Consider the following 12066-nt stretch of genomic DNA (forward strand, 5'->3'; position numbering starts at 1 on the left):
CTATACTACCTCTATAAAAAAGGCAATATTGGGCATTTTTTCATTTTACAGTTTCTTCTTCCTTTTTGTACTTTAATTTTGTTGCTTCTCCTCCACGCAAATGCCGAATAGATTTATGGTAATCAAGAATTTCTTTTACTTCATTTGCTAACTCAGGATTTATTTCTGGTAGACGCTCTGTTAAATCTTTATGGACAGTACTTTTCGAAACGCCAAATTCTTTCGCAATTACACGAACTGTTTTCTTTGTTTCTACAATATACTTTCCAATCTTGATAGTTCTCTCTTTGATGTAATCGTGCACACTACTCGCCCTCCCCAAATTGGATATGAGAAGTATCCAAGGGAATGTATATATTATCCCTTTTCTAACATTCTCTTTATAGGTTTGTAACAGTTTATTAGCTTGTGTGCAGATATATGCTAGAAAAGTCAGTAAGGACAAGTGATTTCTTATATTTTTTTGAAAATTTAGTGTTTTTTATTTACTTTTTTAACATAATGCATCTCATTTTAGAAAAATTCATAAAAAAAGAAGCTCGATTTTATCCAGCTTCTTTTCGTATTTATGGTCTTGCCTTATGCATTTGGTTTAGACGTATCTGTTGAAGGTTGTTTTGAATCTTTATCTTCTTTAGTCTTTTCATCAGATGACTTTTCGCTATCCTTTGATTCTTCAGAAGAAGAGTCGTCTTTTGGTTCTGTCACTTCAGCTGCTTTGACTTCTTTGATAGAACTAACAGATTTTCCAAAATAACTGCTTGGATTAATCGCTACACCATCTTTACGAACTTCAAAATGCACATGTGTTTTTGCTTCTTGATTATATAAGCTTTTTCCAGCTTTTGCGATCGTTTGGCCTTGTTTAACAATATCTCCTACTTCTACATCAGCTTTCTCAAGAGATTGATACTGTGTTACTAAACCATCTTTGTGATCAATTTCTACTACATAACCTAGTAAAGGATCTTTTGTTGCTTTTGTTACTGTACCGCTAGCTGCTGCTACAACATCAAATGATTTATCTCCCTTAACAGCTAAGTCAACACCTGTGTTTGGATGATACGTATTGTTGTAGAAAACTAGTGCTTCTTCTTGCTGTTTTTCAGATGCTTGATCGTCGTAGAAAGGCTTTTTCACGACAGCTAATGCTTCACTAGCAACTGGCATTTTTAAATTTTCAAGCGAAGCATTTACCTCTACAGCGTCGTCTCGATAAGCCGTACCGTCTTGGCTATAGCCGCTTTTGTCTTCTTTGCTAATATCGTTTCCATTAGCTTGAAACCAAAGGACTGCTGTAAGAATAATTGCTGCACTCGCTAAATAGATAGCCGGGAACACCCAACGCTTTCTAACTAATTTTTGAACTTTCGATTTTGGAGAAGTACGTTTCTTTTCTTCCTCTCTCATATATCATCACCTCAGCAATCAGTCTGAACACAATTGAATGAATATATACACAGCGATAAAAAATTTTTTTCGATTATTTTTCAACAGATGAATCTAAAATATACATTTTATTTAAAAAAAGTGAAAACCATAAAAAAAGACCCTGCTATAAGGGTCTTTGAATTAGCGTTTAGCTGTCAATTGTGCAACAAACTGATCGTTAGGGGTAATCGCAACACCTGTATAATAATGAGTAACAATATCTTTATACGTTTTTCCTTCCAGTGCCATACCATTTGCTCCGTACTGACTCATCCCAATACCATGTCCATATCCTTTTGTATTGATGACAATTTCATTACCTTTTTTTGTCCAATGAAAGTCGGCTGACGATAAACCCAGTTTTTCCCGAACATCTTTCCCCGACAGTTCTTTACCGTTTATCTTTACGTAATCTACTCGCTGCCCCGGCGTTCTAGAGACGATTTCACCTACTGATCCACTGTTTGTTAATTTCACTCCAAGCCTCTGTTCAAAGCTAGCAACAGACATTACTTTCTGATTTGTAAATTCAGGGGACTTTTTATCCCATGGACTAGCTACACTTTTTAGATAAGGAATGGAATTCTTCCAATACGCTTCTGAATTTTCAGTGTAACCATTGCTGGTAGAAAAGAACGTAGCATTAATTGGCTTATTTTTATACGTAAGAATTTGACCTTGGGTGTCCTTCACTGCTTCTTGAATTTTTTTGATTTTCCAATCATAGTCTTTGTTCCATCTGCTTCTTAGCTCATCTTTATTTAAATATACTTGGTACTCTACGGTATCAGTCACATCCGCTCCTTGGGGAAGATGACTATTTCCATTCATCATAGTTTGCACAATATAGGTTCTGGCTGCCAAACTTTGAGCCTTAAGTGCTTCAAGCTCAAAAGTAGCAGGCATTTCAGCTGCTACTACCCCTACAAGATAGTCTTCGAGCGGCAGTTTTTCTACTTTTTTCGTTTCCGTACGATAAACACTGACGTCAAGAGGAGACGCTGTCACTTTTTGTAGTTTTTCGGTTTGTGGGGTCTGTTTGACATTTTCATGTAGCTTTCCATCTGTCTTTTCAGTAAAAGGAACAACGAGAAGTGTTGGGATGAGTAACACAACGAAAAAAAAGATGACTCCTAGTACGACGATTGGCTTTGCTTGTTTCATGAACGCCTAGCCTCCATATCTATTATTTTGACAAGGAACACCTATATCCCTATATTCCATATGTATGGAGGTGGACAACCTTTTATGACAGCAAACCGGCCATAAGGGTCGTCCAACGACAAAAAAAGCATCTCTCTATGAGATGCTTTTTTTGTGACCTATTTACTTCACGTCTGAAGCCTGTTGAGTTTGTTCTACTTGCTTTGTTTCGTCATTTACACGTTCAATATCAGCGCCTAAAGCGGCTAATTTATTGTGGAAATTTACATAACCACGATCAAGGTGTTTTAATTCCGTTACACGCGTATAGCCGTCTGCTACAAGTCCTGCTAATGTTAACGCTGCTGCTGCACGAAGATCTGTTGCTGCTACCTCAGCGCCTTGTAGTTGAGAAGGTCCGTTAATAATAACAGAGCGCCCTTCAATTTTAATATCAGCGTTCATGCGGCGAAACTCTTCTACGTGCATAAAGCGGTTTTCAAAAACTGTTTCTGTAATCATACTTGTGCCTTCTGCTGCTAATAATAATGCCATCATTTGAGATTGCATATCCGTAGGGAACCCTGGATGAGGCATTGTTTTAATATCTACTGATTTTAGCTTTTCAGGTCCTACAACACGTAAGCCGTCGCCTTCTTCAGTAATTTCAACACCCATTTCTTCCATTTTAGCAACAAGTGAACTGATGTGCTCTGCTACTGCACCGCGTACAAGTACGTTTCCACCTGTAATAGCTGCTGCTACCATGAATGTTCCAGCTTCGATACGATCTGGAATAATTGCATGTTCTGCACCATATAATTTATTAACACCTTCAATACGGATCGTACCAGTTCCTGCACCGCGAACTTTAGCGCCCATTGCGTTTAAGAAGTTTGCTAAGTCGACAATCTCAGGTTCTTTTGCTACGTTTTCCATAATTGTAGTGCCTTCCGCTAATGCTGCTGCCATCATAATATTTTCTGTGGCACCTACGCTTGGGAAGTCTAAATAAATTTTAGCACCTTTTAGTCTTCCTTCAACTTTTGCATCAATAAAACCATTTCCTACTTGAACTTTAGCACCCATTGCTTCAAAGCCTTTAAGATGCTGGTCAATCGGTCTTGATCCAATCGCACATCCGCCAGGTAAAGCTACACGAGCCTCACCTGTACGCGCCAATAAAGGACCCATTACAAGTACTGAAGCGCGCATTTTTCTTACATATTCAAAAGGTGCATCTGTTTTTAACTCTCTTGATGCATCTACAACTACACGATTTGTTTCAAAATCTACTTCTGCATTCAGATGTCTTAAAACTTCGCCAATCGTAAATACATCGGAGAGAGCTGGTACATCATTTAGAATTGTTTTTCCTTCACTAGCTAATAAGGTTGCAGTGATAATAGGTAAAACGGCGTTTTTTGCTCCTTCAACTTTAACTGTACCGCTTAATCTATTTCCACCGCGGACGATGATTTTTTCCAAGGTATTCCCCTCCGCGTCCATTTTCTCTATATTAATATTCAGACGTAATGATAGGTGTGCCAACAACTATGGTTGTTTGACCGCCCATTCTTGTCTTGCGTAATGCAATTTGTAAGTTCATTTCCTGCTTTTTCGTTTGAAGAGCTTCTTTCCACAGTCCAGTATATGCTGAAACAGAGGTAAATGACTCTTCCACTAGAGATTCCACTGGTTTAGCATTGAAAGCTCGTAATAGGTCTTGAATTTCAACAGACAAAACACTTTCCATCTTATCATTGATTTCCCCTGTTGCACAAGAGAAAATTATGGGTTCTGATAGGAAAATTTTTTCATAATTTGTCTGAAATACATTTTGAAAATGGGTCATATTTTTTTCTTTTAAACCTTGTCCCGTTACATGATACGATATGTACGCATTGCTGTGTTCATCGATCGCATAAGTTAACAGAATGACTTCGTTCACATCTTCACTTTTGCGTGTACCTATTGCTTTCCATAGGTCTCTTTCCCTCTTCACTTCCCATTTAAAACCTCTAAAATTACTTTTAATAATTTTAGCTTGCGAATCAAAGGTTTTTTGGTCAGTGACAGCTTTTACTTCTTCTCTTGCATACAACGATACTTCAGTTAACGAAACATGCTGCTTATTTAAGGTGTGAACAATCTTCTCAATAGTAGTTTCATTGTTTTGGGCATTGCTCACATAACTTCCATGATATACGAATAAGCCAGTAATGAAAATAGCCAAAAAGACACTAATTTTTTTAAACATTTCGCCACTCCCTCTCCGTACTCACCAGTCTTTCCAGAAGGCGATGATACATACATGAAAAGGGTCGTCATATTTAGACATAGCGACATACATTAGCGTATAAATTCGTATATCTTCAATGAATGAACGTCTATTTTATCATAGACTCATAGCTGGCCAATCATTGAAAAAATGAGGGAATGCGCTGTGACCAAAATAAATAATCCAAAAAGAAATTACTTACTGTTGATGAAATCGTAATGGTCAATAAAATAAGCATTAATTTTGCTTGAAACACATGATTAGGTTTCATCAGCTTTTCAATTTGAAAGCCTTGCAAAGCATACCAAGTAATCACAATAAAAATCAAATGTGAAATCATGGTTAGTAACGTTTGCTGTTCAATTCCTCCAAACAATAAAAGCACTCCTTTTAAACACCATATGAAAAGAAGAGACGATCATCGTCTCTTCTTTTCATATTAAAGCACACTTATGCAAATTCGTAAACGGTAACATGAAAAACATTTATTTTATTCCCTATTTTAAGATCCTTTTCCACTATTGAGCAAAATAAAGAAGATGGATGCGCTTAGTTGAATGGAATATATAATCATAGATGACTGCTATTTGCTCTTCCTCTTTTGTATAATAGAGCAAAAAAGCCCTCTCATTCGTTTGAGAGGGCTTTTTTTAGAACTTACGTTGACTAATATCTAAACGATTGACTGCCCGTTTTAAGGCAATTTCAGCACGCTTAACATCAACGTCGTCTTGTTTGCTATCAAGGCGCATTTCAGCGCGCTTTTTCGCTTCTTCTGCACGAGCTACGTCAATCGCTTCAGCTGTTTCAGCAGCCTGTGCAAGAATTGTTACTTTGTCAGGTCTTACTTCAAGAAATCCTCCGCTAACAGCCACAAGTTCTGTACTGCTTGCTTTCTTCAAGCGGACGGCTCCAATTTGTAAAGGAGCAACCATCGGAATATGGCCATGTAAAATACCAAGCTCACCGCTCTGTGCTCGGGTACTTACCATTTCCACTTCTGATTCGTAAACTGGGCCATCAGGAGTCACTACACTGACATGGATTGTCTTCATTTAAAAAACCTCCTATGTCCCTTAAATTAAACTTCTACTCCCATACGTTTCGCATTTTCAATAACTTCTTCAATGCGACCAACTAAACGGAAAGCATCTTCAGGTAAATGATCGTATTTACCTTCCAATATCTCTTTAAATCCTTTAACAGTTTCTTTTACAGGAACATAAGAACCTTTTTGACCTGTAAATTGTTCTGCTACGTGGAAGTTTTGAGACAAGAAGAATTGAACGCGACGAGCACGTTGTACAACAAGTTTATCTTCATCAGATAACTCATCCATACCTAGGATTGCAATGATATCTTGTAACTCTTTATAACGCTGTAACGTTTGTTGAACTTGACGCGCAATTGCATAGTGCTCTTCTCCAACAATTTCAGGAGATAAAGCGCGAGATGTAGATGCTAATGGATCTACCGCAGGGTAAATACCCATCTCTGATAATTTACGCTCTAAGTTTGTTGTTGCATCTAAGTGAGCAAATGTTGTCGCTGGAGCTGGATCCGTATAGTCATCGGCTGGTACGTAAATCGCTTGAATCGATGTTACAGAACCTACGCTTGTTGACGTGATACGCTCTTGAAGCTGACCCATTTCTGTCGCTAATGTTGGCTGATAACCTACTGCTGATGGCATACGGCCAAGTAATGCTGATACTTCTGAACCCGCTTGTGTGAAACGGAAGATATTATCAATAAAGAATAATACGTCTTGACCTTGTTCGTCACGGAAGTATTCTGCCATTGTTAATCCTGTTAATGCAACACGTTGACGTGCACCAGGTGGCTCATTCATTTGTCCAAATACCATAGCCGTCTTCTTAATAACACCAGAATCTGTCATTTCATGGTATAAGTCATTACCTTCACGCGTACGCTCACCTACACCAGCGAATACTGAAATACCGCCGTGCTCTTGAGCAATGTTATTGATTAATTCTTGAATTAATACTGTTTTACCTACACCGGCACCACCGAATAGACCGATTTTTCCACCTTTAATGTAAGGAGCTAATAAGTCTACTACTTTAATACCTGTTTCAAGAATTTCAGCTTGTGTAGATAGATTTTCGAACTTTGGTGCTTGACGGTGGATTGGATCACGACGTGCACCTGCATCGATTGGGGCGTCTAAGTCGATTTTTTCACCTAATACGTTAAATACACGACCTAACGTAACGTCACCAACTGGTACTGAGATTGCTGCACCTGTATCTTCTACTTCTAATCCACGAACTAAGCCGTCAGTGGATGACATTGCTACTGTACGAACTGTGTTATCACCTAAGTGAATCGCAACTTCTAATGTTAATTCGATTGCAACTTCACTTGCACTGCTCGGTTTATGTGAAATTTTAAGGGCGTTATAAATTGCCGGAAGGTGTCCGTTGTCAAACTTTACGTCTACAACCGGACCCATGATTTGAGTAACGCGTCCTTTTGTCATCGTGTTCCCTCCTAACTTGCTTTTCCATTAAACTTTCTATTCTAACGCTGCCGCTCCGCCAACAATTTCCGTAATTTCCTGGGTAATTGCCGCTTGACGTGCACGGTTATATGACAATGTAAGATTGTTGATAAGATCTTTTGCGTTGTCTGTTGCACTTTTCATCGCTGTCATACGAGCAGCATGCTCACTTGCTTTTCCATCAAGCAGGCCGCCGTAAATTAAACTCTCTGCATACTGAGGAAGTAATACTTCTAAAATCTCTTCTTGTGATGGTTCAAATTCATAACCAACAAGTTTACCAGAAGGTTGAAGATCTGTTAGAGGCAATAGCTTCTTCTCCGTCACTTCTTGTGAAATCGTATTGATAAAGTGATTGTAGTATAAGTAAAGTTCATCAAACGTACCGTCCGCAAACATTTGAACTGTTTGTGAAGCGATTCCTTGAATGTCAGCAAAAGCTGGCTGATCTGCTAGGCCTGTGATTTCAAGCAAAACCGGAATACCGCGTTTTACGAAGAAATCTCTCCCTACTCGTCCAATTGCAATCACACCGTATTCATCAGGTGATTGATGGCGTTCTTCAATAGCTTGAGATACTTTTCGCAAAATATTACTGTTATATGCTCCTGCTAGACCGCGATCTGAAGTGATTACGATATAACCAGTCTTCTTCACGCTGCGCGCAGTTAACATTGGATGTGAAGCGCCTCTGCTGCCTAGGGCTACGCTTGAGACTACCTCTTGAATTTTTTCCATGTATGGAACAAACGATTTTGCATTTTGTTCCGCTCTATTCAGCTTTGCAGCTGAAACCATTTCCATTGCTTTCGTAATCTGGCTCGTTTTTTTCGTCGATGTGATTCGAGTTTGTATATCACGTAATGATGCCAAAGGTTTCACCACCTTGTTTTAGAAGATCACGTGGTATGAAAGGTGAACAAATGTTCACCTTCACCTTATTGAAAGATTGTCTTAACATACCATGCTGACAATATATTATTCAGATGCAATAAATGTTTTCTTGAATTCTTCAAGTGCTGATTCGAATACGCCAGCTTCAGGAAGGCCACCAGTTGTACGGATTGATTCAAGTACTTCTTTACGGTTTGATTCTAACCATGTTAAGTACTCGTCTTCAAAGCGTGTAATATCTGATACTGGAACATCATCTAAGAAACCTTTTGTTAATGCGTAAAGCACAGCTACTTGCTTTTCTACGCGAAGCGGTTTGTGTAAACCTTGTTTTAAGATTTCAACTGTACGCGCTCCTCGATTTAATTTTGCTTGAGTTGCTTGGTCAAGATCAGAACCGAACTGAGCAAACGATTCAAGCTCACGATAAGATGCAAGGTCTAGACGCAGTGTACCTGCTACCTTTTTCATCGCTTTAATTTGTGCAGATCCCCCTACACGTGATACAGAAAGACCAGCATTAATCGCAGGACGTACGCCTGAGAAGAATAGATCTGACTGTAAGAAAATTTGTCCGTCTGTAATCGAAATTACGTTCGTTGGGATATAAGCAGATACGTCTCCTGCTTGCGTTTCAATAAATGGAAGAGCTGTTAATGAACCTCCACCTTTTGCGTCCGATAACTTTGCCGCACGCTCTAATAAACGAGAGTGCAGGTAGAATACATCCCCTGGATACGCTTCACGACCTGGAGGACGGCGTAATAGTAATGAAAGTTCACGATAAGCTGATGCTTGTTTTGTTAAGTCATCGTAAATAACAAGTACGTGCTTACCGTTATACATAAACTCTTCACCCATTGTTACCCCAGCGTATGGCGCTAAGAATAATAGTGGAGCTGGTTGTGAAGCTGATGCTGTTACAACGATTGTGTAATCTAGAGCACCGTGTTTACGTAATGTCTCTACTACGTTACGAACTGTTGATTCTTTTTGGCCAATCGCTACATAGATACATACCATATCTTGATCTTTTTGGTTTAAGATTGTATCGATTGCTACCGATGTTTTACCCGTTTGACGGTCACCGATAATTAACTCACGCTGTCCACGACCGATCGGCACAAGTGCGTCAATCGCCTTGATACCTGTTTGAAGCGGCTCATGTACTGATTTACGATCCATAACGCCAGGTGCAGCACCTTCAATTGGACGTGTTTTTGTTGTTTCTACTGGGCCTAATCCGTCTACTGGCTGACCTAATGAGTTAACAACACGACCGATTAACTGCTCCCCTACTGGAACTTCCATGATGCGTCCTGTACGGCGAACTTCGTCACCTTCACGAATTTCCGTATATGGTCCTAAAATAATGATACCTACATTGTTTTCTTCTAAGTTTTGTGCCATTCCCATGACACCATTTGAAAATTCAACCAGTTCTCCAGCCATGACATTGTCGAGGCCATGAGCACGTGCGATACCGTCCCCAACTTGGATAACAGTACCTACATCACTCACTTTAATCTCAGACTGATAGTTTTCAATTTGCTGCTTGATCAGCGCACTAATTTCTTCAGCTTTGATGCTCATGAATTTCACCCCTATCTACGATCTGTGTGCAAGAAGTCCTCGTTGGATCGTTTCTAATTTGCTGCTAATGCTGCCATCATAGATACGATTACCAATGCGAAGCTTCACGCCGCCGATTAGGCTTTTATCTACTATATTTGAAATATTTAACGTATGTTTTCCAACTTTAGAAGCAAATGATTGCGAGATTGCTCTTTTCTCATCTGCACTTAAAGGTTTGACAGAATAAACAGTTGCATCTGCCACGCCACGTACTTCGTTCGCTAGGAAACGATACTCTTGTACCATTTCGCTAACAATTTGAATGCGGTGACGCTCTAATAATAGAAGAACCGTATGTTGAACAGTTGATGAAAGTTCAGCAAATGCCTCACTTACAAACTGTTTTTTTCGCTCAATTGTAATTTTTGGATGAGTTAATACATCCATTAATTCAGGTGTTTTAGCAAACACCTCTTCAACGATTTGTAGCTGGTCTTGCATTTCATCGATCATCTGTTTTTCTGTTGCTAATTGAAAAAGAGCTAGTGCATAGCGCTTGGCTACAGCTGGTTGACTCATCGTACATCCCCTACTTCTTGGATATATTCATGAATTAACTTCTCTTGATCTTGTTCAGAAAGTTCTTTTTCAATAACTTTCGACGCAATTAAAACAGATAATGAAGCAACTTGCTCACGTAACGCAGCAACTGCTTGATCTTTTTGCTGTTCGATTTCTTGTTTTGCTGCAGCTTTTAGACGCTCAGACTCTTCGCGTGCTGCCGCAATGATTTCTTCTTTTTTATCTTCTGCAGACTTTCTAGCGTTTTCCATCATTACTTGCACTTCTTGACGAGATTGCTTTAAGATTTCACGCTGCTCTTCAACAAGCTTCTTCGCTTCCTCATTTTGCTTTTCTGCTTCATCAATCTCACCGGCAATATGCTCTTCACGTTTTTTCATGATTCCCATTACAGGACCAAACGCGAATTTTTGAAGTAACGCAAGTAGGATAAGGAACATCACTAATTGGAAAAGAATATCTCCACCATTAATGCCTGCTGCTCCTAACACAAACATGTTCGACACGGCCATGTTCACTCCCTTCAGAGACTCCACATATATAATTTACTTATTAAAGACATAAAGTAATGGCGAAGGTTCTTTTGAATGATCTTCGCCACATGTAACACATTATTATTTACCTTGTACCATGAATGCAATAACTACGGCGATAATTGGAAGCGCCTCAACTAAGGCAACCCCAACGAACATCATTGAAGTTAATGTACCACGTGCTTCTGGTTGGCGAGCTGTGCCTTCAATCGTCTTAGAAACGATAAGACCGTTACCAATACCAGCACCTAGTGCCGCTAAACCAATCGCAATTGCAGATGCTATTAAACCCATTTTATAAAGTCCTCCCTTAATATATATGATTTTGTTTAACTAAGTTTTGTTTTGTCCAAATTGGGTATTACTTGAACAAAGCTTTATAAATTAATGGTCGCTACTCACTTTGTGAGATAAATAAACCATCGTTAACATTGTGAAAATGAAGGCCTGAATTGCGCCTACAAAAATACTAAATCCTTGCCATAAAAGCATTGGAATAGCAGCTCCAATTGTACCTAAGAAGCCTGTTGTTGCTAAACCAGCTAGCAAGCTTAACAAAATTTCCCCAGCATAAATATTACCGTAAAGACGAAGGCCAAGCGTTAACGTATTGGCAAACTCCTCGATAATCTTAAGCGGGAATAAAAATGCCATTGGCTTGAAGTAATCTTTCGTGTATGCAGAGAAACCTCGCATTTTAATACCATAATAATGTGATAGTACAACTACCATAACGGCTAACGTCAGCGTAATTGCTGGATCAGCGGTTGGCGATTTCCACCATAAGTTATGGTCAATCACGATGGCAAATGGAAGACCCAACATATTTGACACAAAAATGTACATAAGTAAAGTTACACCTAGCGTCAAAAAGCGGCCACCTGTTTTCCAATCCATATTGCTATTAACGAGTCCTTTAACAAAATCTAAGACCCATTCAATAAAGTTTTGTGCACCGCTTGGCTTCATAGCAAGAGTACGAGTACATAAAACTGCAATTAAGAATACAATAACAGAAGCTACGGTAACCATAAGCAAGTTACTTTGACTAAAAGTAAGGCCTAGAAACTCTATAGTTGGTGATTCATGACCCAACTGTGTTC

General features: G+C 39.1%; 14 protein-coding genes. All 14 read right to left on the bottom strand.

Going from position 1 to position 12066, the window contains the following annotated elements; all coding sequences use genetic code 11:
* Positions 1-40: 40 nt before the first annotated feature.
* The 14 genes from spoIIID to atpB all read right to left on the bottom strand — a co-directional run bounded on the left by spoIIID (position 41) and on the right by atpB (position 12058).
* Positions 41-304, bottom strand: coding sequence for a sporulation transcriptional regulator SpoIIID (spoIIID, locus tag AC2YJL_RS21980; protein ID WP_013059792.1), 264 nt, complete (start codon positions 302-304; stop codon positions 41-43).
* A gap of 275 nt (positions 305-579) precedes the next feature.
* A complete protein-coding gene (gene spoIIQ, locus AC2YJL_RS21985; protein WP_251568947.1) occupies positions 580-1410 on the bottom strand; it encodes a stage II sporulation protein SpoIIQ in 831 nt (276 codons plus the stop codon).
* A 162-nt stretch (positions 1411-1572) separates the two neighbouring features.
* On the bottom strand, positions 1573-2595 hold the full coding sequence (spoIID, locus tag AC2YJL_RS21990) for a stage II sporulation protein D (RefSeq protein ID WP_195695684.1): 1023 nt from the start codon (positions 2593-2595) through the stop codon (positions 1573-1575).
* Positions 2596-2757: 162 nt separating this feature from the next.
* Positions 2758-4062: a UDP-N-acetylglucosamine 1-carboxyvinyltransferase gene (gene murA, locus AC2YJL_RS21995; RefSeq protein WP_013059795.1), complete on the bottom strand. Its 1305-nt coding sequence runs from the start codon at positions 4060-4062 to the stop codon at positions 2758-2760.
* A gap of 31 nt (positions 4063-4093) precedes the next feature.
* Positions 4094-4834, bottom strand: coding sequence for a YwmB family TATA-box binding protein (locus AC2YJL_RS22000; RefSeq protein ID WP_230933802.1), 741 nt, complete (start codon positions 4832-4834; stop codon positions 4094-4096).
* A gap of 160 nt (positions 4835-4994) precedes the next feature.
* On the bottom strand, positions 4995-5231 hold the full coding sequence (locus AC2YJL_RS22005; RefSeq protein WP_013059797.1) for a DUF1146 family protein: 237 nt from the start codon (positions 5229-5231) through the stop codon (positions 4995-4997).
* 274 nt (positions 5232-5505) lie between these two features.
* On the bottom strand, positions 5506-5910 hold the full coding sequence (locus AC2YJL_RS22010) for a F0F1 ATP synthase subunit epsilon (RefSeq protein WP_028411988.1): 405 nt from the start codon (positions 5908-5910) through the stop codon (positions 5506-5508).
* Between the two features lie 26 nt (positions 5911-5936).
* Positions 5937-7358, bottom strand: coding sequence for a F0F1 ATP synthase subunit beta (atpD, locus tag AC2YJL_RS22015; protein ID WP_013059799.1), 1422 nt, complete (start codon positions 7356-7358; stop codon positions 5937-5939).
* 36 nt (positions 7359-7394) lie between these two features.
* Positions 7395-8252, bottom strand: coding sequence for a F0F1 ATP synthase subunit gamma (locus AC2YJL_RS22020; protein ID WP_013059800.1), 858 nt, complete (start codon positions 8250-8252; stop codon positions 7395-7397).
* 105 nt (positions 8253-8357) lie between these two features.
* A complete protein-coding gene (atpA, locus tag AC2YJL_RS22025; protein WP_013085461.1) occupies positions 8358-9866 on the bottom strand; it encodes a F0F1 ATP synthase subunit alpha in 1509 nt (502 codons plus the stop codon).
* A gap of 15 nt (positions 9867-9881) precedes the next feature.
* Positions 9882-10427 (bottom strand): F0F1 ATP synthase subunit delta, encoded by a 546-nt coding sequence (locus AC2YJL_RS22030; protein WP_230933803.1) that lies wholly within the window; start codon positions 10425-10427, stop codon positions 9882-9884.
* Positions 10424-10942, bottom strand: a complete 519-nt coding sequence (locus AC2YJL_RS22035) for a F0F1 ATP synthase subunit B (protein ID WP_013085463.1) — start codon at positions 10940-10942, stop codon at positions 10424-10426. Before AC2YJL_RS22035 ends, AC2YJL_RS22030 begins: the two co-directional genes overlap by 4 nt.
* A gap of 102 nt (positions 10943-11044) precedes the next feature.
* Positions 11045-11257 (bottom strand): F0F1 ATP synthase subunit C, encoded by a 213-nt coding sequence (gene atpE, locus AC2YJL_RS22040; RefSeq protein WP_013059804.1) that lies wholly within the window; start codon positions 11255-11257, stop codon positions 11045-11047.
* Between the two features lie 90 nt (positions 11258-11347).
* A complete protein-coding gene (gene atpB, locus AC2YJL_RS22045) occupies positions 11348-12058 on the bottom strand; it encodes a F0F1 ATP synthase subunit A (protein WP_013059805.1) in 711 nt (236 codons plus the stop codon).
* Between the last annotated feature and the right edge of the window lie 8 nt (positions 12059-12066).

Source organism: Priestia sp. SRI_019 (genome assembly GCF_057586255.1).

Coding starts and splice junctions, on each gene's coding strand:
- AC2YJL_RS22035 (WP_013085463.1), bottom strand. CDS start 10,942: ATGGCCGTGTCGAACATGTTTGTGTTAGGAGCAGCAGGCATTAATGGT.
- spoIIQ (WP_251568947.1), bottom strand. CDS start 1,410: ATGAGAGAGGAAGAAAAGAAACGTACTTCTCCAAAATCGAAAGTTCAA.
- atpA (WP_013085461.1), bottom strand. CDS start 9,866: ATGAGCATCAAAGCTGAAGAAATTAGTGCGCTGATCAAGCAGCAAATT.
- AC2YJL_RS22010 (WP_028411988.1), bottom strand. CDS start 5,910: ATGAAGACAATCCATGTCAGTGTAGTGACTCCTGATGGCCCAGTTTAC.
- atpE (WP_013059804.1), bottom strand. CDS start 11,257: ATGGGTTTAATAGCATCTGCAATTGCGATTGGTTTAGCGGCACTAGGT.
- atpD (WP_013059799.1), bottom strand. CDS start 7,358: ATGACAAAAGGACGCGTTACTCAAATCATGGGTCCGGTTGTAGACGTA.
- spoIID (WP_195695684.1), bottom strand. CDS start 2,595: ATGAAACAAGCAAAGCCAATCGTCGTACTAGGAGTCATCTTTTTTTTC.
- AC2YJL_RS22000 (WP_230933802.1), bottom strand. CDS start 4,834: ATGTTTAAAAAAATTAGTGTCTTTTTGGCTATTTTCATTACTGGCTTA.
- AC2YJL_RS22030 (WP_230933803.1), bottom strand. CDS start 10,427: ATGAGTCAACCAGCTGTAGCCAAGCGCTATGCACTAGCTCTTTTTCAA.